The following is a 19396-nucleotide window of genomic DNA, read 5'->3' on the forward strand; positions in this document are numbered from 1 at the left end:
TTTAATTGGTTTTGGGAAAAAAGAAGAGTTTAAGGAAATTTTGGCAATTTTAAGAAAGCAGAATCCTGATAGGATAAGGGTTCTGTGAAATTTGTCGTGTACAGAGGAAATTATTACAAAACTAGATTAGTTCTATATAACAACTAATCTAGTTGCATATCATACCTCGAGGCCTAACTCTTTGAGAACCCCAGCATACTTTCTGACAAACCGACATCTTGTAGTTCAATCAGAAGCCTTTTCTCTAGATCAGCATAGCTTTCCCCTACTGCAGCTTTTTTGCTTGCAAATGGATCATGGTGAGCTAGCTTGTTAGCAAAGAATTGAATCTGTTTATCTGTCAATTTCTTAGGTTTATTATGCGTAATTGCATCCACAGGTTGCTTAGGTTTGAATGAAAAAGAGAAACCACTAATCGTACGCCCTACTTTGTGTTGTTCGTAAGAAGCTGTGATATCAGTCAGTTCATTGATCTGGTTTAATGCTATATCTAGTACTCGAACCTTAAAGTTCGCCATTGTCAACGGCATTCTAAAATTGACCCCTTTTACCTTACAAATGGCAAAGTAAAATTGACCCCTTTGATCTCGTATTAAATTTCAACATGGGGCTGAATCCCAATTCTTTTTTTATCCTTCAAACGATAACTCTCACCCGATATTTGTACCACATGACAGTGATGCAGCAACCGATCTAACATCGCAGCGGTCAACGTATTCATCGATAACCAGTAAATCAAAGCTAGAAAAGTGCTTGATCACTTCATTTTCAGAATGGGCAGTATCAGCCCATGTGTCCATCATTCTTTGGGCAATATCTGCACTGGTCGTGTAGCGTGCAGATCGTCTAGTATTGTGCAGAATGTTACGAATGACTGATGCACTCAGATGTGTTTTACCAATACCTGGTGTCCCGATGAGCAAAAGGTTTGGATGCAGATTTGAAATAATCTGTTGTGCAAAGGCTTGGCATAGTTGGATGGCATTGTCTTGTTGGGGACATGAAATCACATAATTTTTAAAACCACAGTCTAGATAGCGTTTATTTAGACCTGAATTTTTGATTTTTTGTTGTAGTAAGCACTGTTGTAATTCAGCTTCATAAGCGATCTGCGATTGATGTATAGTTTCTTTTGCACATAATTTGCAGAGCTTATGACCAGCAATTTCCATTACAGGTATTTGGTGTATAGGGCATACTGTTTTCGTTGCTTCTGTTGGAATTTGGAGTGTTTTAAACAAAGGATTCATGTTTATTCTCCTAAATCCATTTTGAATTTTTAAAAATATAAATCTTTTCTTCTCTCCAAAAGATCATCATCTTTTTATTGGAGATCACCGATGTCGACAGGTTTCCAAACGAAAAACTCTTATTTGTTTTCTACCTTTTAATTGGTGTAAAAGGGCTAAGGTCATCAATTAGATGACCTTAGTTTTTTGATTTATGTGTAAGCAAGATTGGTTAAGTAAAGGCGGGCTTTCATTGCCAAATTTGCATAATTGGCTTGCCCATCATCCAATTGTCGTTGTAACCAAAGCCTTAAAGCCTGATGATCATTAAAACATTTGTTGACGTTGAGCATGAAAGCGAGGTTGTGCAGTTTGGGAATTTGAAACTCCTCAATCAGCTCACGTGCAATTGCATCAACTTCCTGTGACACCACAACCCCACCAAAGAATGATTTAGTCATATTCATTCTCCATCTCATTGAGCTTTTCTAGCATCAGCTCAAAAGCACTGCCATCACGACGGGTAATATTAGGAACATAGCGACTGTAAACACGAAACAGCATTTCAGTCGTAGAATGTCCTAGTTGTTTGGCAATCCATTCCGGATTTTCACCAGCTGAGAGCCACAATGTCGCTGCAGTATGCCGTGTTTGATATGCACGACGACTTTTCAAACCTAAAAATCTTAATAATGGATGCCATACGCGTCGATTCACTAAGCGATAGTCCAATGGGTTGCCATTTCGCATAGAAAAAACGAATTCAGAGCGGTTCTTGACCATTTTCTTTTGTTCTAAGAGTGCTTGATACACACGCTCACTCATTTGAATGCCACGGTCTGATCCAAAGGTTTTGGTATCACCAAGTTTGCCGTTGACTAATGCTTCTTTGATATAGATCTCACGCCGTTGAAAATTCACGTTTTGCCAACGTAGACCATCGATTTCACTGGTACGCATACCTGTGAAGAAGCGAACGGTGTAGTACGGTTTAAAGTCATCACGCACAGTCTCTATGATCTTTTGCACCTCTTGTAGGGTAAAAGGTGTAACGTCAATGCGACTTTCCTTGAGATTCTTAATATTTTTATAAGGCGAAACAAAGTTGTATCGTTCCGCTGCTTCATTAAGTATCATACGTAAAGGTGTCATGATCTGATTGATTCGGGATGCCTTCAGGCTTGCTTGTTTTAAACCGTAATTCACTTTGCCGAGAGAGGAACGGAATTCAAGCAAGTCTGGCTTCTTTATCTGATCTAAGCACTGATGGCCTAATGCAGGGATCAAATAATTATTTAAAATAATCAGTACCTTTTCCTGGTAGGAACTGCGCCATTCAATTTTTTTCTCATCAAACCAAATATGCGCAAAATCCTTAAATAGGGGTGTTGATGAGCTCAGTACAGCTTTACGTTGCTGTATCTCACTAAACTGTGCAACTCGTTTGCTTTTAGGAAAATACTTTGCATACTCGAAAGTCCCTAAAGTAATTTCTGCTTCAAGCTGTTCTAAACGTTTCTTTAAAAGTTTACGGTTTTGGGCCGTATCTTCGAGATTGGTTGTTTCTCTGCACCGTACACCTTGATAGCGGAAGTCGACAACGAGCTTTCCATAACGTTCTTGAATATTCGCCATATGCAGGACTCCTTATTGCAAAGTGGTTAGCCCTAGGCTGGTGAATTTCAACATATCTTCTTCGATACGTTCCCATACAAACAAAATTTTGCGTCCACCGAATGGGCGGATGTAATGAATGCCCTCAAGGAAAATACTGTCCTTAAGTTGGTTACGGATGGTACGTGGGTCGTAATGAATTTTTTCAGCCAACTGTTGGGCTGTCATATAGGTGTATGTCATAATGATATTCCTGTAAAACTTCATCGGATGTGGAGATAAATTACATCCTTGAAGATAAATTAACTCTAAAATTGCTCAAATGCAATGAAAAAGTAATCGGATTAGAGGAATTTATTGTGATTATTTGTAAACTTCCAACTCTTTTGGCTGAAAGAAGGATGAGGGTAGCAGATCTTATCCGTGGTACTGGTATTAATAAAACCACATTGCATAAGCTTTATAATGGAGATTTGACACGAATAGATTTTGATACTATTGATCGGGTATGTGATTTTTTAGATATACAGGTTGGGGAGTTATTTATATTTGAGCGGACTAATGATTTGTTAGCGCAGTCAAATAATAGAGATACCGATGATGAATAATAAAATAGATAATCAATAATTTTTTGTGTAATTACATGATAGGGGCTTGGTCATACAGATTCGGCCAACTTAGAAAGTAGCGCGTAAAAAAATAGAGTCACTTTTTGGTCACCATTTGGTCACCAATTTTAAATGTAATGTTCTGTTAACTTGCTTTTTTAAGTATCAGAAATTCTGATAAATAATAATACTATTTAAAATCAACAAAAAAAGCCCCAATCTTTCGACTGAGGCTTTTAAAATTCTGGAGCGGGAAACGAGACTCGAACTCGCGACCCCAACCTTGGCAAGGTTATGCTCTACCAACTGAGCTATTCCCGCAATAGTTCGCATTATAGAGAGTTTAATCAAACTGTCAACTCTCTATGTTGCTAAGTGTTGATTTAATCAGCACGTCGCCAAATAGTTCCCTGACGGGTATCCTCAAGCACAACACCCTGATCCAATAAAGACTGTCGAATGGCATCTGCCTGAGCAAAGTCTTTGGCTTTTTTAGCATCAACACGTTGCTGGATAAAGTTTTCAATTTCTGTGTCAGAAAGGGAGAGTGCTTCCTGACCAATATCCGATTTTAAAAACTCATCTACATCATGCTGAACCAAGCCAAGAATATTGGTTAAATAGCGTAAGGTTGAGTAGAGGACAGTTGCCTGTTCAGCAGTTTCTTCCTTAACAGCACGGTTTAACTCTTTATTTAGCTCAAATAAAACTGCCATTGTTTCCGCAGTATTAAAGTCATCCCGCATTGCGGCATTAAAACGTTTAACAAAACCTTGCTCTAAAGTCTCAACTGTTTTTTGCCCATACATTTGCTGGTAGGCTTTAAATGAATGATAAAAACGGCTGAGTGCGGTTTTCGCCTCTTTCAAGGCAAAGTCAGAGAAGTTGACTGGACTACGGTAGTGTGATGACACAATAAAGTAACGGATCACTTCTGGATGGAATTTTTCCATTACATCACGAATGGTAAAGAAGTTGCCTAAGGACTTCGACATTTTCTCACCATCGACATTAATGAAACCCACATGCATCCAGTAATTCACATACTGTTCGCCTGTTGAAGCCTCACTTTGGGCAATTTCATTTTCATGGTGTGGGAACATCAGGTCCGAACCACCACCATGAATATCGAAATGATTACCCAGACAGCAGGTGGACATCGCTGAACATTCAATATGCCAGCCTGGACGGCCATTGCCCCAAGGTGAAGCCCATGCAGGTTCATTTTCCTTGGCGTGTTTCCAAAGGACAAAATCAAAAGGATGTTTCTTTTCAACTTCGACATCGACACGTTCAGATGCGCCCGCCTGCATATCCTCAAGCTTACGGCCCGACAAGCGACCGTATTTGTCAAACTTGGTCACTTCAAAATAAACATCACCGTTGGCAGCAGGGTAGGCTGTGCCATTATCCACCAGCGTAGCAATCATGCTTTGCATCTGGTCAATATATTCGGTCGCTTTGGGTGCTTCATCGGGTAGCACACAGCCAAGGTTGGCTGCATCCTCATTCATTGCATCAATAAAGCGTGCAGTGAGTTGCTGGATGGTTTCACCATTTTCATTGGCACGGGCAATGATCTTGTCATCAATATCAGTGATATTACGGATATAGCGAACTTTCCAGCCCTGACTACGCAAAAAGCGAATGATGTAGTCAAATGCAACCATAACCCGAGCGTGTCCAATATGACAATAATCGTAAACCGTCATACCACAGACATACATATCGATTTGTCCCTCTTTGCGTGGCACAAATTCAACTTTTTTACGTTGCTCAGAATTATATAGAACAAAAGGTTGCATAAGGGTTTTCAAACACTCTACAAAAATCGTTATTCATCATAACGTATGCATTGTATTTCATAAAGTTATCGGGCAAAAAATAATGGACCAGATCAATTTTAATGATTATGTTGTTTGGGATGGGGTGTTATCCCTGTTCTTGAAACATGGGTTGTAGTGTGTAGCGATCAGCGTCTGGAGTTTGCGGTTCATTGATCTTTATTTTTCTCCATTTTCCCAAAAATCTTACACATTTTAGAAACGTGTATAACTTCTAGTTATGCTAGAATCTCGATCATTCTTTTGATTACAATCATCTACCTCCAGTAGATCGCATATTATTTTGAGTTAAACCTGCATGTCACAAACGATAAATTTCCAAAAAAGTGCGCTGGAAACTTTGCGCATTGAACAACAAGCGATAGAAGTACTTGCAACACAAATTGATGAACGCTTTGACCGCGCCTGTGAAGTGATTTTGCAATGCAAGGGGCGTGTGGTTGTTACAGGAATGGGTAAATCTGGTCATATTGGCCGCAAAATGGCGGCAACCTTTGCCTCCACAGGTACACCCTCATTCTTTATGCATCCTGGTGAGGCAGGGCATGGTGATCTGGGCATGCTGGTGCGCGGTGATGTACTGATTGCAATTTCAAACTCGGGCAAGAGTGATGAAATTATGATGCTGATGCCACTGATTAAACACTTGGAAGTGCCTTTAATCACCATTAGCCGTGATGACAAGGGACCAATGCCACAGAATGCTGATATTGCCCTGACGCTGGGTGCGGCAGATGAAGCATGCCCACTGGGATTGGCGCCTACATCAAGTACCACCGCAACACTGGTTCTAGGGGATGCTTTAGCGGTTGCGTTGCTGGAAGCACGAGGCTTTACCGCAGATGATTTTGCCCGTTCCCATCCTGCGGGTGCGCTGGGTAAGCGTTTGCTTCTGCATGTGAAACATTTAATGCACACAGGTGCAGAGTTGCCAAAGGTAACCCCTGATACGCCGATGAATAAAACCCTGTTTGAGATTACCGAAAAGCGTCTGGGTTTAACCACGGTGGTGGATGAAAATGACATTCTGTTAGGTATTTTCACCGATGGTGACTTACGTCGTATGATTGACCATCAACAGGGTTTTGACATTAACCTGCCTGTTTCTGCGGTGATGACCAAAAACCCGATGACAATTTCGCAGGAAGTTCGTGCTGTCAAAGTGTTGGAAAAAATGAATGAGAAAAAGATTAACCAATTTGTTGTTGTTGATGATGCCCATAAGGTAATTGGGGTAATTAGCATGCATGATCTGATTGAAGCGGGAGTGAGTTAAGTCATGGCATCGTATGCACTTTTAGAGCAAGCGCGTCATTTACAGGCACTGGTGCTGGATGTGGATGGTATTCTAAGCGATGGTTTTGTGACCTTGACCAACTCAGGTGATGAAGTCAAGTCTTTCGATATCCGTGATGGCTTGGGAATGAAGTTGGTGCAGCAGGCAGGCATGAAAGTGATTATCATCACTGGACGTAAAAGCCAGATTGTTGAAAAGCGCATGTCTGACTTGGGTGTGGATCTGGTGTTTCAGGGACGTGAGGATAAGGGTGTGGCATTGCGTGAAGCCTGTGCACAGCTCAATATCCTGCCTGAGGACTGTGTCTATATGGGCGATGACTGGCCTGACCTGTCTGCGTTTGCAATTGCAGGTATGAGCATTACCGTGCCCAATGGCCATGAGGAAGTGCGTCGCCGTGCAAATCTGGTCACCCAAGCGATGGGTGGACGTGGGGCAGTACGTGAGGCCTGTGATATGTTGCTGATGGCAAAAGGTGTTTACCAAGAGCTACTTGCAAAATACCTGACTGTACCACATTAATATCAGTATTAAACTCCCCCAAGGTTAGGGCACCCTGTTTATGGATACCAAGGTTTTATATGTTGTTGCTGTAATTGTTGCTGCGATCAGTGGCGGCTATTACTATTACAGCGGCAAGGCAAAAAAGCTGGAAGTTGATTCAGCTAAAAATATGACATATTCAGCACAGGGCGTTCATCTTACGCAAACAGATGAGCAGGGGAATTTATATATTCGTGCCGAAATCAAGCAGTTGCAACAGGATATGCAACAGAAAACATCACAGCTTGATCAGCTCAATGCGGTGATGTACAAACAGGGCAAGCCTGATGCGACCTTTTTTGCCAAACAGGCAAATGGTTACGATGACAATAGCAAAGTAGTCCTGACTGGAGACGTGGTTGCGACACAATTATCTGAACAGGGTAAAATGGAGTTTCATACGGATGAACTCACAGGCTATCCGAAAACCAGACAACTGGAAACGCAGCATCAGGTCATTGTGCAGTCACCAACGGCTGAGTTTGTGAGTCAGGGACTAAAAGCAGACCTCAATCAGGGTCAATATGAATTTTTCAAAGTTCGAGGAAAGTATGCGCCAAAACCTTAATACCCAGTATCGTTCATCTTTCCTGAAACAGGTGGCTTGTGTTGCGGTGGTTGCACTCTCTTCTGCCTCAAGTTTTGCTTTACCGTCAGACCGTAACCAACCACTTTCTCTGGCGGCTGAAAACGCGACTTATAATAGTAAAACGGGTATTACCACTTATACGGGCAATGTGGTGATCGAACAGGGCACCATGAAGCTTCAGGCGGACTCACTGGTTGCCACACTGAACAGTAAAAACGAGATTCAGACCATTACCGCCAAAGGCAAACCTGCCAAGTTCCAGCAGCAAATAGAAGCCAACAAGGGGTTGGCACGCGGTGAGGCGCAGAATATTGTCTACAACGCAGACACAGGGATTATCACGTTGACTGGTAATGCCTATCTCTATCAGGATGGTTCCAGTATTCGCGGCAACAGGTTGAAATACAGTATGAACAAGGGCGATGTTGAGGCGCAGGGTTCATCATCTAATCGTATTCAGATTATCATTCCACCATCAAGTTCAAAAAGCTTTCCAGGGGCACGTGATTAATGGAACAGTCAGGTCAGCAACCACAGACATTGTGCATTAAGTATTTGGCGAAAAATTATAGCAAGCGCTGGGTTGTGAAAGATGTTTCTTTTACCATGCAAAGTGGTCAGATTGTCGGACTGCTTGGGCCGAATGGTGCGGGAAAAACCACCAGCTTCTATATGGTTGTTGGTCTGGTGCGTATGGACAAGGGCGAGATTCACCTCGATGACCTTGACCTGTCCGATCTGGCTATGCATGAGCGGGCGCGTAAGGGAATTGGCTATTTACCTCAGGAAGCGTCTATCTTTAGAAAGCTGACCATTGCTGAAAATATTATGGCAATTTTGGAGACACGTAAGGGCCTGAATAAGCAGCAGCGCCAGCAACGCCTGACTGAGCTTTTGAATGATTTTAAGATCAATCATATTAAGGATTCACTGGGTATGAGTGTTTCTGGTGGTGAACGCCGTCGGGCTGAAATTGCACGTGCATTGGCTGCCGATCCAAAATTTATGCTGCTGGATGAGCCATTTGCAGGGGTTGACCCGATTTCCGTGGGTGATATTAAGGATATTATCCAAACCCTAAAAGAACGTGGGATTGGGGTGTTGATTACCGACCATAATGTGCGTGAGACTTTGGCCATTTGTGAAAAGGCTTATATCGTGAGTGAAGGATCGGTGATTGCTGAAGGCACTCCACAGGAAATTCTGGATAATGAGCAGGTGCGTAAAGTGTATTTGGGTGACGATTTTGTGGTTTAAATTTGAACAGTTGTTTATATCCTAAAGAACTTGCGGGTTCTTTTTTATAAGTTATCATTAAAAAGTAAACATGTATTCTTTTCCGAATTGGAGATACCTCTCTCATCTACAAAAATTGATATAATTTCTTTTTTGCTTTTATCTAGATTTTTATGCCATTCACCATTGCTCATACGATTACTTTTGAAGAAGAAATTAAAAAAAGTCGTTTTCAGGCGATTGCTGCGGTTGTTGAAAATGAACAACAGGTCAAAGCCTTTTTAGAGCAGACTAAAGATACATCAACCACCCATCAATGCTGGGCATGGAAGATTGGACACCATGTACGCTTTAATGATGATGATGAACCCTCTGGAACAGCAGGTCGTCCTATTCTGGCAACCATAGAGGGCAATGATTTAACCAATGTGATTGTCATGGTTAACCGTTGGTATGGCGGAATCAAGCTGGGCACAGGTGGACTGGTACGGGCTTATGGTGGCTGTGCTGGACAATGTTTGCTATTGGCTGAGAAAATTGAGCTAATTGAGAAAAAAGCAATACAGTTTGCCTGCCTGTTTAATGAATGGGCGATTATCCAGTATGAGTTGATGCAGCAACAGATTGAATATCAGGAAAGCTATACTGAAAATGGGGTGATGATTGAGGCGCGTGTACAAGTTCAGCAAATTGAACCACTCAGGCATAAACTTCAGGACCTGACGAGAGGACGTGAGCAGGTTAAGATTGTTGAGGAATCTGTAGATGACTGATCCATTATTAAAGTATCGGGAGCAGCATAAACATCGTTTAAATTATATGCCTTGGCTATATTGGTCATTGAAACCCAAACATCGGGAATGGGCGGAACAATGGCAGGCGGAATATCAAGCCTACCTGCTGGAAATGGAAACGGTAGAGATTGGAGAGAACTGTTTCATTTCTCCTTTAGCCCATATTTTTGCAGAGCGTGGTCGTAAGATCAGCATTGGTGACAACACCTTTATTGCGGCGGATTGTACTTTGCATGGACCGTTGCAGATTGGCAATGAGGTAGCAATTAACCACCACTGTATTTTAGATGGTGGACGTGCAGGCATTAAACTGCATGATCAGGTGCGTATCGCAGCGTATAGCCATTTATATGCTTTCGATCATGGTATGGATTTAGAACGTCCGATTTACCAACAGGCAGTGACTTCAAAAGGCATTGAGATTGGACAGGATGTTTGGCTGGGGGCGCATGTTGGGATTAAAGATGGTGTAAAAATAGGAGATCATGCCGTCATTGGAATGAACAGTATGGTGACTAAAGACATTGAAAAGCATGCCATTGTTGCAGGTAATCCAGCTCGCTTGATCCGTTATCGAAAATAAGAAAATAGCATGAAAAAGTTCAGAAGATTCGATACATAAATTTAACCTATCCTGGTTTTATCTGTGTTAAGTTAAAAACAAGTACAAGACCTAAGGTGTTAGACCTAAAGAGAGGCGAACATGAACCGTGTCATTGCATGTATTGATTCTTCACCTTGTATCGAGGCGGTCGCTGAAGCAGCCGCATGGGTGGCGAAGCAAACGCAAAGAGAATTAGTACTGTTGCAAATCCTAGACTATTATCCAGCAAGCTATCATTTAGGTGAAATCAGCGGTGTCATTGGTTTTGAAAGTAATGCCATGCTGCTTAAGGAGCTGGCCGAACTTGAGCAAAAGCAAAGTGAACTCGCACTCGACTACAGTAATAACTTACTAAAACATATTTCTGAACTGATTGAAAAACAATATGGTTTAACCAGTACCAAGATTCAGGAAAAAGGCGATTTTCTTGAACAGAGCTTTAATATTTTAAAAGAGAATGATGTTGTCATTATTGGGCGTGTGGGCGAACGGGCGGCTGAAAAGAATAAGCCGATTGGCAGTAACGTAGAAAACTTTATTCGTGGTGCAAACTGTACAGTGATTACGGTAGGCGAGAATTTTGAAGCACCAAGACGTTTTATCTTTGCCTATGAATATTCACCGACCTGTCAAAAAATGCTGCAACGCATTGCCCAAAGTGATTTATTGAAAACACTGCAATGTCACTTACTTTATGTTGGTGATCATCCTGAAATGCTGACCGAACCTGAAAAGTATTTAAAGGATGCTGGTATAGAGGTTGTACCTGTCTACCGTTATGGAGATGTGGCACAAAATATTCTGGAATATCAGGCAGAGCATAAGATTCAGTTGATTGTGCTGGGGGCTTTCAGCCACAGTAAAATCCATCAATTCTTTTTGGGTAGCATCACCACCACAATTTTCCGTAATGCCAATGTGCCTTTGCTTGTGGCTAAGTAATTCATTTTTATAAGAGGGTCTATTACACTTCAGCCATGCATTGCGTTATAGGCTAAAATGACTCAAACAAGGCATGAAACGCAGGCAATGGCGTGACCCTTGTCAAGTTTCATAACGAATTTTGTGGATATTTTAGCCATAACCCTACGGGACAGGAGCATTTTTTGTCGTTACTGCGTTATGTCTTGTTCATTTAGAATGACTAAATTTCACAATACATGCCTTGTTCCGCCTAAAAAATGATCGCTGTCGCAAGCATCTGTGAAGTGTTAATAGACCCTCTACTAGTTATCCGCAAATACTGTGGATAACTATATGGAAAAACATTGTGTATAAATATAAGTAATTGATATTAAATAATTAAAAATTTCAGGTTGTTTTTTAATCTCTATTTCACAATCGCAATTGCAAAACCATCATGGCCTTTTGACCCAACAGTTTGTAGGGCTGTGCAGGATAAAAGCTTTGGATGATCTTTTAATGCCGTAAAAGCATCCCGAATACCTTCAATGCTTGGTTTTTTATTGTTTTCATCCAGAATTGCACCTGCACGAATGACATTATCCAGTACGATAATGGTGCCCGAATGGGACAGTTGTAAACTTAACTCCAGATATTCAGGATAACTTTGTTTGTCGGCATCAATAAAAATAAAATCAAAAGCTTCGCTGCCATCAGCAATAAGCTGTTTCATCACATCTGCACCACGACCTTTTTTCAGTTCGATCGTGGTGGGCATATTGGCATAATCAATGTTTTCCTGCGCCAAGATGACGTGGGTATCACGTCCTTCAACGGTCAGTAGATAACCATCTTCGGGTAAGGCCTTTGCCAGCCAAATGGTGCTATAAGCCGCAAAAGTTCCCAGTTCCAACACGCGCTTGCACTGATTCATCTGAATCAGCATTTGTAAAAACATACCTTGATTGGGTGCAACAGCCAGATGATTAGAAAAACCCTGCTGATCGGTATTGTCTAATGCATGTAGAAGTTTTGGGTCAGTGGGAATTAAATGTGAATTGATATATTCATCAATGTCTGTCCACATCTGTTGCATAATCAGGTTTACCTATAAATCTGTTAGCTGCATTTTAAACATTTATATCTAGAGTGCAATTTGATTAGGGATAAATGAGAAATCAAAGTTTATTTATGTTTAATGATTGAACATATTATATGTAGTGGAACTCACCACGATGATCCATAAAATGATCTTTGCTTGTATCAATAAAATTAAACGAAATAAAATGCTTGACTGAGGTAAGTTACAATTACAAACCATCAATTAAATAAAAATGCTTCTTTAAAGAAAGCATTTTTCTGACGCTAAAAATTACACATTGAACTGTTGCGGGTTAGGTCAGGCCCCCATGTTCGATAACCCTGTGTGTCAATATGGATTTGCCCTGAGCTATATAGACCAATACCCAGATTGAGACCTTGACCATGCTGTGCCCAGAACTGGCAAAGCTTGAATTTGCTTTGCTCAATAAAAGCATAATCCTGTGGTTGAGGAAATTCAGGACCAATACGGAAATCAATGGCTGAGTTGAATAAATGTCTGGACGAGCTGGCTCCGCCAGCGCATTGATTCAGGGGAAGATCACGGTAAACCGAAGTCACTTCAAAATCTGTCAGGATTTTGGCTGCAATCAGGTACTTAAACACTCGCAAGGTTGAAAGTGAGTTGTTCCATAACTCGCGGTTAGGCACCATATATTCAGAGCGCCCACATTTTTGCCAATCCCGTGCGGTACGCAGTAATTCAAAACTTGGAATAATATGTGCCAGATTGTTGCGTGTTAAAAACTGCTCATATTCACGAACGCGTGCATAGTTCTCGCCCTGATTGAGCCAGATGCGATAAGAGGCAGGTTCAATCTTATTGGGAATAGGGCGGGTAATGGTGACCTGTTCCTGGGGAATATAAATTCTTTTTCCGATGTTGTTATTCTGGGTCACTTTGGTGGTCGAGCTGACACAACCCACCATCATCACAGGGATGATAAAAAATGAAAAAAGGCCCTGTAATTTATTTTGCATCATAAAAAAGCAAGTTCACAAACGATAGGTGTATCATTTTAATGCAAAATAGCACATGAATAATGATGCAATTGCAAAGAAATGTGTGATTCAGGTATAAAAAAGACCAGTAGAAACTGGTCTTTTTAATTATTTTTCTAAATACTGAAGTTTGTTTGGCTTACCGTTCCATTCTTCACGATCAGCGGGTTGTTCACCAATTTGAGTGATGTTATTACCTGCCCATTTTTCTGATAATTCAGCATTCAATTCAATAAACACTTCCTGACCTTCTGGTAGTTCATCTTCCGAGAAAATCGCATTTGCTGGACATTCAGGTTCACACAATGCACAGTCAATACATTCATCTGGATTGATCACAAGGAAGTTTGGCCCCTCATAGAAGCAGTCTACAGGACAAACTTCAACACAATCTTGATACTTACATTTAATACAATTTTCGGTGACAACAAAGGTCATGGCGGCAGCTACCTAAAAAATATGGTTTTCATTTTGAATAGCGTATTTTAGGCAAAAAAGACCGATAGAAACAATTCCTTTTATTGATATTTATTATTCGTATCAATGAAATGGACTTATTTATATGACTTTTGTTGATAATAAGTCTCAACAACAAGGTTAATCGACTTATTTATGCTTTTTCTTTAGCCCACCATCACCATCTTGTTTATTGACCGTTGCCCAGGCTATACGTTCAGCATCTTAGCGCCCTTGATCCAGTTCGTTTTCCTCAATATGCTTCGCCTATCTTTTATGTTTTGCTGTGTAGGCAGATTTATCTCCACGTGACATTTTGATGGATTAGCTCTCAACTGTTTGAGCTGTCTTAGATAATGCCTTTAATTGATAAAGCTGTTCCAGTGCCTGACGTGGGGTTAATTCATCGACATCAATGTTTTGTAACAACTCCAGTGCAGGTGAATGGGCTTGCACTTCAATGATGCGTTCAACAAAGTGAGTTTCGATTTTATTGTCAATTGCACTGAATAAATCAGTCTGTACAGTATTTTGCAAATGCTGGTGCTGTTGCTTTTCCAGAATCTTTAAACGTTTTTGTGCTTCTTTAATCACGTTGGCTGGAATGCCTGCCAGTTTTGCCACCTGCAAACCGTGACTCTGACTCGCTGGGCCATGTTGAACCTTATGCAGCAAGATTAGATTGCCGTTTAATTCCTGCGCCGTAACATGATAGTTATCAATACCTGCTTCACCACCCAGTTCAGTTAATTCAAAATAATGTGTTGCAAACAGGCACAGGCATTTCACACGTTTGGTCAAGTCAAGCACACATGCCCAAGCTAAAGAGAGACCATCATAAGTACTCGTACCACGACCCACTTCATCCATCAGCACCAAAGATTGACTGGTTGCATGATGTAAAATTTGTGAGGTTTCAGTCATTTCCACCATAAAAGTAGATTTGCCTGTAGAAAGGTCATCAGCAGAACCAATACGGGTAAAGATACGGTCAATCGAACCTAATTTTGCTGATTTGGCAGGAACAAAACTGCCGCAGTAGGCAAGTAGACTAATCAGTGCTGTTTGACGCATGAACGTTGATTTACCACCCATGTTTGGCCCCGTGATAATGGCCATACGATGCTGGGAATCAAGGAATGTATCATTTGGTGTAAAAGGTGTCTTATTTAAGGCTTCAACCACAGGATGGCGACCACCCTGAATTTTGATACTGGTTTCTGGGGTAAATTCAGGTCGAGCCCAGTTATTGAGACGTGCCTGATGGGCAAAATTGGCGAGAACATCAATATGGGCAATTGCTGCACTCATCATTTGTAGATGGGCAATATTTTGGCGTAACTCATCCAGCAATGATTCAAATAGGAGTTTTTCACGCGCTAATGCACGGGATTCGCTCGAAAGTACCTTGTCCTCAAAGCTCTTGAGCTCTGGAGTGATATAACGCTCGGCATTTTTTAAGGTTTGACGGCGAATATAATCGGCAGGTGCCTGCTCGGCCTGAACGCGTGTCAACTCAATATAATAACCACTGACACGGTTATAGCCGATTTTTAGGGTATTGATGCCTGTCCGTTGACGTTCCTTAATCTCAAGGTCAATCAGGAACTGCCCAGCATGATCACGAATTTTGCGTAACTCATCCAGCTCATCATCATAACCCTCAGCAATGACATTACCATCACGCAACAGCACAGGTGGGTTCTCAACAATCGCCGCCATTAAATGTTGGTGTAGGCTCTTAAAATCGCCAAGTTCCTGATCAAGTTGAGTCAATAATCTGGATTGCTGTGTTTTTAAAACAGGTGTTAAAGCGTGTCGTAAAAATGGAATTTGTGCACATGCTTGACGCAGTTGAACTAAATCGCGTGGACGTGCACTACCCAGAGCAACACGGCTCAGTACCCGTTCAATATCACCAATTTCTTTTAATACTAAACGTACAGGAGACTCATGAAACCCTTTTAATAATTGCTCTGAGGCATCTAATCGAGCATCTAATATAGCAGTATCACGAATCGGCTGCATCAGCGTTCGGCTTAGTAAACGACCACCCATTGCGGTTTGGCAGTCATTAATCAGTTGAAACAGTGATGTGCCATGATCAAACAAAGGCTCAATAATTTCCAGATTTCGGCGTGTAATTGGGTCAAGTGCAATAAAGTCGGTACTTTGCTCAATCTGAATGGAGCGAATATGCGGCAAGGCTGTTTTTTGGGTTTCTTTGGCATAATGGATTAATGCCGCCGCCGCTGCTTTTGCCAGTGGAATTGGGTCCAATCCAAAACCTGACAAGGTCGAAACTGCAAACTGGTCACATAAGGTCTTTTGTGCATTATTTAAGTTAAAATCAACGTTTGGACGTTTGGTAATTGGACATTCCAGATTTTTCTTAATCTGTTCAATAATGTTTTGATCAATCAGGTCTTCGTCAATCAGGATTTCACTTGGCATCAAACGGGCCAGTTCAATGGGAAGCTGTTCAGGCTTGTAGTCCTGTTGTTGAACTTTAAAAATACCTGCACTTAAATCGAGTAGGGCAAAACCAATCTTATTTTGCTGAATACATAAAGCAACGAGATTTGAAGACTGATAACTGCTAAGTAATGCATCATCAGTCAAAGTTCCTGGTGTTAGAATACGGACTACTTTACGTTCCATTGGTGCTTTACCGCGAGAGCCTGCACTCTCGCCCTCGCCAACCTGTTCACAAATGGCAACTGTACGGCCAGCTTTAACCAAACGGGCAAGATATCCCTCTGCGGCATGATAGGGTACGCCCGCCATTGGGATTGGTTCGCCGTTGGTTTTACCACGATGGGTCAGTGTAATGCCTAATAGTTTGGCTGCTAAATGCGCATCTTCAAAGAATAGTTCATAAAAGTCACCCATACGGTAGAACAATAGCGCATGTGGATAGTCTGTTTTGACTTTGAGGTATTGCTGCATCATTGGTGTGTGGTTGGAAAAGTCTGCTATGCTATTATTATCTTTCATTGGTATTAAATCCTTTGTTTTCAATGTGTTTAATAGTGTATAACATAAACAGAGTATCCGAGGGTTTTGGATGAAATCTAAGCAAATACAGCCTAAGCCAAAACATTAGTGTAGGTTTTAGTGTGGGTTGTTTTAGTTTAAACTAGCCATCATTCCTTATCAATATTGGAAAATGGACAGCTTGAAAGGATAACAAATAATTCAATCTTCTTGTGAGGTTTAAAGTGGTTCGCTCAATAGATCAACAAACGACAATAAAAAAAGCACTTTCAGCGAAAGCCATTGAGAAGATGAAAGTGGGTGATCCTGACAAGGCTGATGTCGGTGAGTACACAGGATTACGGGTACATTGTGGTAGAACGGGAATGAAGACTTTTTTCTACCGTTATCGTAGTCCTGTGGATGATTCCATCAAACAATACAAGATCGGAAATTTCCCCCAAGTTACACTGGCAGAGGCAAGGATAGAACTCACTCGTTTAAAAGCTGAACGAAATCAGGGGATTTGTCCAAAATATAAAAAAGAACAAGAAAAGCTTCAGCAACAGATTGAACACGAGCTTGCACAAAAAGATATGTCTCAACTCACTGTACACCAAATGATAGAGATGTATTTGACTGAGGTGATTGAAGATCACTGGATTACTGATCCTCGAACAGGTGAACGAAAAAAAGTTTTGGGTGTGCGTAAGCCAAAAGGTCAATCTGAAACACGACGAACCCTGTATGGAGATGCTGTACGGGTTTTGGGTAATCGTATTGCTTTGGAAGTGACCCGAAAAGATGTGGTGGCTTTAACCAAGGAAATTATTGATCGTGGTTCTAATGTGCAGGCTGGACGAGTATTGTCCGAGTTGACGTTGGCGTATGAATATGCCATTGGCTTGGAGCGATTTCCAGCCAATTTTGCTAATCCTGCTCTATTAGCCAAAATGAGTATCAAGCAGTCAAGACTGAAAGTAACCTGTAAAAAGGGCACACGGGTTTTAAATGATCAGGAATTAAAACGTGTATTGGCCTGGCTGCCCACATCAGGATTTACTACCCATCAAAAACATATCCTTTATTTAACGCTATGGACAGGTTGCCGTACTGGAGAATTGTGTGATGCTCAATGGAGGGATTTTGATTTGGATCAAGGAACATGGCATCTGAAAGCTTCAAAAAATAGCACTGAGCGTTATGTTCAATTATCAAGGCAATGTGTCAATTTTTTACGGAATCTATATAAACCAGATCAGGAATATTTGTTTGCTTCGTCTCGAACAGGGTTGCCCATCCAACAAAAGTCCCTAACAGAAATAAAGTGGCAAATGAAAAATCCAGATAAAGTTAAGACTAATTTTCGTCCTGAACAGCTTTGGCTAACAGATATTGATGACTGGAATCCGCATGATTTACGCCGAACAGTGAGAACAGGTTTATCCAGATTAGGCTGTTCTACAGATATTGCAGAAGCAGTTTTGGGACATTCCAAAAAGGGAATTGAGGGAACATACAACCTACATAATTATGAAGCCGAATGTGCAGAGTGGTTGCAGAAGTGGGCGGATTATCTGGATGAAATTATAAATAATAAGGCTCTAGACTAGGGTCTGTTGAGAATTACCGAGAGTTAATTACACTCGCGCACAATTGAGGGTGTAAATAATTCTGTGTAAATACAGGAGGGTGTAAATAATTCTGTGTAAATACAGTTTTAAAAATACTTGGTTACACGCTCTTCAAACATGATACTAAAGCGATTCATGGCAGCTTTTCAGCCAGAAAATTTGCTGAACTCATTAAACAGAACTGCGTAAAACGTTGACCTATGACCGTGGACGTGAGATGGCAGAACATAAAATACTTGAAGAAGATTTAGGCATAGATGTATATTTCTGTGACCCACATTCACCATGGCAAAAAGGCACATGCGAAAATATGAATGGTTTAATTAGGCAATATTTACCTAAAGGGATTGATTTAAATCAGGCGGATCAGCATTATTTAAATCAAGTTGCCATGTCACTGAATACTCGTCCTAGAAAAGCGTTAGATTGGCTTACACCATTAGAGTAATTTGCTCAGCTTGTTGATTATCATAAGGCTTTTGAAACTGTCGAACATCATGTTAGAATTCGCCAACTGTCCAGAAAATAGAACAATTATAGTATCTAGGACTTACGCACTGTTATTTATAGACTCTCTGTGGTAGCAGATGATTTTTATCGAGAATAAAGTCATCAATGAAGTTTTTGATCATTGGTCTAAATAATTTCTTCTGCCAATGATATACATTTTCAAAGATCCCCTCAAACTGGTTCTTTTGTATCTCGACGTAGGCCATCAAGGCTGAAAAAATATGATTCAAAATCAGTTTAGACCGTCTTACTTGAAACTTTTCAATATGACAAACCTGTTTAATCACTCGGTGATATTGTTCTATTTTCCAATGACTTGAATGTAATTCATGAAAACCCTCAAAGGACAATAAATCATCTTCATCTTGATACACAATATAAAACCTCTGCTGTTCTTTTAACTGAGTCTTAAATAATTGTACAAAGCCAAAATCTTTGAGCCAGACCACTTGACCC

Annotated in this window: 19 protein-coding genes, 1 tRNA gene and 4 pseudogenes; 11 read left to right on the forward strand and 13 right to left on the reverse strand. The window is 40.9% G+C overall.

Annotated elements, in window-relative coordinates:
* Positions 1-159 precede the first annotated feature (159 nt).
* The 5 genes and pseudogenes from F972_RS05135 to F972_RS05155 form a co-directional block, all read right to left on the reverse strand.
* Positions 160-518 (reverse strand): annotated as a pseudogene (locus F972_RS05135) (RepB family plasmid replication initiator protein); the annotation flags it as partial.
* A gap of 89 nt (positions 519-607) precedes the next feature.
* A pseudogene (locus F972_RS05140) lies at positions 608-1250 on the reverse strand (ATP-binding protein); the annotation flags it as partial.
* A gap of 191 nt (positions 1251-1441) precedes the next feature.
* Positions 1442-1690, reverse strand: coding sequence for a hypothetical protein (locus tag F972_RS05145; protein WP_004644829.1), 249 nt, complete (start codon positions 1688-1690; stop codon positions 1442-1444).
* A complete protein-coding gene (locus F972_RS05150) occupies positions 1683-2864 on the reverse strand; it encodes an Arm DNA-binding domain-containing protein (protein ID WP_004644830.1) in 1182 nt (393 codons plus the stop codon). Before F972_RS05150 ends, F972_RS05145 begins: the two co-directional genes overlap by 8 nt.
* Before the next feature lie 12 nt (positions 2865-2876).
* Positions 2877-3086: a hypothetical protein gene (locus tag F972_RS05155; RefSeq protein WP_004644831.1), complete on the reverse strand. Its 210-nt coding sequence runs from the start codon at positions 3084-3086 to the stop codon at positions 2877-2879.
* A gap of 116 nt (positions 3087-3202) precedes the next feature.
* On the opposite strand from F972_RS05155, the gene F972_RS05160 reads away from it, so the two are divergent.
* Positions 3203-3451 (forward strand): helix-turn-helix domain-containing protein, encoded by a 249-nt coding sequence (locus F972_RS05160; RefSeq protein ID WP_004644833.1) that lies wholly within the window; start codon positions 3203-3205, stop codon positions 3449-3451.
* Positions 3452-3696: 245 nt separating this feature from the next.
* Here F972_RS05160 and F972_RS05165 read toward each other — a convergent pair.
* Both F972_RS05165 and cysS read right to left on the reverse strand, forming a co-directional pair.
* Positions 3697-3772 (reverse strand) — tRNA-Gly (locus tag F972_RS05165).
* Positions 3773-3834: 62 nt separating this feature from the next.
* Positions 3835-5256, reverse strand: a complete 1422-nt coding sequence (gene cysS, locus F972_RS05170) for a cysteine--tRNA ligase (protein WP_004681068.1) — start codon at positions 5254-5256, stop codon at positions 3835-3837.
* 337 nt (positions 5257-5593) lie between these two features.
* On the opposite strand from cysS, the gene F972_RS05175 reads away from it, so the two are divergent.
* The 8 genes from F972_RS05175 to F972_RS05210 all read left to right on the forward strand — a co-directional run bounded on the left by F972_RS05175 (position 5594) and on the right by F972_RS05210 (position 11300).
* Entirely contained in the window at positions 5594-6571 is a 978-nt protein-coding gene (locus F972_RS05175; RefSeq protein ID WP_004681067.1) for a KpsF/GutQ family sugar-phosphate isomerase, read from the forward strand.
* A 3-nt stretch (positions 6572-6574) separates the two neighbouring features.
* Positions 6575-7114 (forward strand): KdsC family phosphatase, encoded by a 540-nt coding sequence (locus F972_RS05180; protein WP_004677981.1) that lies wholly within the window; start codon positions 6575-6577, stop codon positions 7112-7114.
* 40 nt (positions 7115-7154) lie between these two features.
* Positions 7155-7703, forward strand: coding sequence for an LPS export ABC transporter periplasmic protein LptC (gene lptC, locus F972_RS05185; protein WP_004677979.1), 549 nt, complete (start codon positions 7155-7157; stop codon positions 7701-7703).
* Positions 7687-8235, forward strand: a complete 549-nt coding sequence (gene lptA, locus F972_RS05190; RefSeq protein ID WP_004677976.1) for a lipopolysaccharide transport periplasmic protein LptA — start codon at positions 7687-7689, stop codon at positions 8233-8235. Before lptC ends, lptA begins: the two co-directional genes overlap by 17 nt.
* Positions 8235-8981, forward strand: a complete 747-nt coding sequence (gene lptB, locus F972_RS05195) for an LPS export ABC transporter ATP-binding protein (RefSeq protein ID WP_004681065.1) — start codon at positions 8235-8237, stop codon at positions 8979-8981. Before lptA ends, lptB begins: the two co-directional genes overlap by 1 nt.
* 152 nt (positions 8982-9133) lie before the next feature.
* Positions 9134-9733 (forward strand): IMPACT family protein, encoded by a 600-nt coding sequence (locus F972_RS05200; protein ID WP_004681062.1) that lies wholly within the window; start codon positions 9134-9136, stop codon positions 9731-9733.
* Positions 9726-10337 (forward strand): acyltransferase, encoded by a 612-nt coding sequence (locus F972_RS05205; protein WP_004681060.1) that lies wholly within the window; start codon positions 9726-9728, stop codon positions 10335-10337. The genes F972_RS05200 and F972_RS05205 overlap by 8 nt, the downstream gene beginning before the upstream one ends.
* A 120-nt stretch (positions 10338-10457) precedes the next feature.
* Positions 10458-11300, forward strand: coding sequence for a universal stress protein (locus tag F972_RS05210; protein WP_004758293.1), 843 nt, complete (start codon positions 10458-10460; stop codon positions 11298-11300).
* A gap of 388 nt (positions 11301-11688) precedes the next feature.
* On the opposite strand, the gene F972_RS05215 is transcribed toward F972_RS05210, so the two are convergent.
* The 5 genes and pseudogenes from F972_RS05215 to mutS all read right to left on the reverse strand — a co-directional run bounded on the left by F972_RS05215 (position 11689) and on the right by mutS (position 16817).
* The gene (locus F972_RS05215; RefSeq protein ID WP_004681058.1) at positions 11689-12357 is read right to left on the reverse strand and encodes an O-methyltransferase; all 669 of its coding nucleotides are present in this window, start codon (positions 12355-12357) and stop codon (positions 11689-11691) included.
* Positions 12358-12626: 269 nt separating this feature from the next.
* The gene (locus F972_RS05220) at positions 12627-13346 is read right to left on the reverse strand and encodes a M15 family metallopeptidase domain-containing protein (protein WP_004758291.1); all 720 of its coding nucleotides are present in this window, start codon (positions 13344-13346) and stop codon (positions 12627-12629) included.
* Between the two features lie 126 nt (positions 13347-13472).
* Positions 13473-13802: a ferredoxin FdxA gene (gene fdxA / locus F972_RS05225; protein ID WP_004639922.1), complete on the reverse strand. Its 330-nt coding sequence runs from the start codon at positions 13800-13802 to the stop codon at positions 13473-13475.
* Between the two features lie 168 nt (positions 13803-13970).
* Positions 13971-14135, reverse strand: a pseudogene (locus tag F972_RS16545) (hypothetical protein).
* Positions 14136-14144: 9 nt separating this feature from the next.
* Entirely contained in the window at positions 14145-16817 is a 2673-nt protein-coding gene (gene mutS, locus F972_RS05230; protein ID WP_004769192.1) for a DNA mismatch repair protein MutS, read from the reverse strand.
* 224 nt (positions 16818-17041) lie between these two features.
* On the opposite strand from mutS, the gene F972_RS05235 reads away from it, so the two are divergent.
* Positions 17042-18409 carry a tyrosine-type recombinase/integrase gene (locus F972_RS05235; protein ID WP_004681050.1) on the forward strand — a complete coding sequence of 456 codons (1368 nt, stop codon included), beginning with the start codon at positions 17042-17044 and terminating at the stop codon, positions 18407-18409.
* Positions 18410-18608: 199 nt separating this feature from the next.
* Positions 18609-18875, forward strand: a pseudogene (locus tag F972_RS15145) (IS30 family transposase); the annotation flags it as partial.
* Positions 18876-18990: 115 nt separating this feature from the next.
* Here the strand turns inward: F972_RS15145 and F972_RS05245 are convergent.
* Positions 18991-19396: transposase (locus F972_RS05245; protein WP_004769193.1), on the reverse strand; the 406-nt coding region annotated here is incomplete at its 5' end.

Origin of the sequence: Acinetobacter sp. CIP 102529 (assembly GCF_000368325.1) — a bacterium.
Taxonomy (GTDB): domain Bacteria; phylum Pseudomonadota; class Gammaproteobacteria; order Pseudomonadales; family Moraxellaceae; genus Acinetobacter; species Acinetobacter parvus.

Excerpts from the sequence above, each read along its gene's own strand:
- F972_RS05150 (WP_004644830.1), bottom strand. The coding sequence starts at position 2,864 with ATGGCGAATATTCAAGAACGTTATGGAAAGCTCGTTGTCGACTTCCGC.
- F972_RS05200 (WP_004681062.1), top strand. The coding sequence starts at position 9,134 with ATGCCATTCACCATTGCTCATACGATTACTTTTGAAGAAGAAATTAAA.
- F972_RS05215 (WP_004681058.1), bottom strand. The coding sequence starts at position 12,357 with ATGCAACAGATGTGGACAGACATTGATGAATATATCAATTCACATTTA.
- F972_RS05205 (WP_004681060.1), top strand. The coding sequence starts at position 9,726 with ATGACTGATCCATTATTAAAGTATCGGGAGCAGCATAAACATCGTTTA.
- F972_RS05180 (WP_004677981.1), top strand. The coding sequence starts at position 6,575 with ATGGCATCGTATGCACTTTTAGAGCAAGCGCGTCATTTACAGGCACTG.
- F972_RS05155 (WP_004644831.1), bottom strand. The coding sequence starts at position 3,086 with ATGACATACACCTATATGACAGCCCAACAGTTGGCTGAAAAAATTCAT.
- lptA (WP_004677976.1), top strand. The coding sequence starts at position 7,687 with ATGCGCCAAAACCTTAATACCCAGTATCGTTCATCTTTCCTGAAACAG.
- F972_RS05220 (WP_004758291.1), bottom strand. The coding sequence starts at position 13,346 with ATGATGCAAAATAAATTACAGGGCCTTTTTTCATTTTTTATCATCCCT.
- lptC (WP_004677979.1), top strand. The coding sequence starts at position 7,155 with ATGGATACCAAGGTTTTATATGTTGTTGCTGTAATTGTTGCTGCGATC.
- mutS (WP_004769192.1), bottom strand. The coding sequence starts at position 16,817 with ATGAAAGATAATAATAGCATAGCAGACTTTTCCAACCACACACCAATG.
- cysS (WP_004681068.1), bottom strand. The coding sequence starts at position 5,256 with ATGCAACCTTTTGTTCTATATAATTCTGAGCAACGTAAAAAAGTTGAA.
- fdxA (WP_004639922.1), bottom strand. The coding sequence starts at position 13,802 with ATGACCTTTGTTGTCACCGAAAATTGTATTAAATGTAAGTATCAAGAT.
- F972_RS05210 (WP_004758293.1), top strand. The coding sequence starts at position 10,458 with ATGAACCGTGTCATTGCATGTATTGATTCTTCACCTTGTATCGAGGCG.
- F972_RS05145 (WP_004644829.1), bottom strand. The coding sequence starts at position 1,690 with ATGACTAAATCATTCTTTGGTGGGGTTGTGGTGTCACAGGAAGTTGAT.
- F972_RS05175 (WP_004681067.1), top strand. The coding sequence starts at position 5,594 with ATGTCACAAACGATAAATTTCCAAAAAAGTGCGCTGGAAACTTTGCGC.
- lptB (WP_004681065.1), top strand. The coding sequence starts at position 8,235 with ATGGAACAGTCAGGTCAGCAACCACAGACATTGTGCATTAAGTATTTG.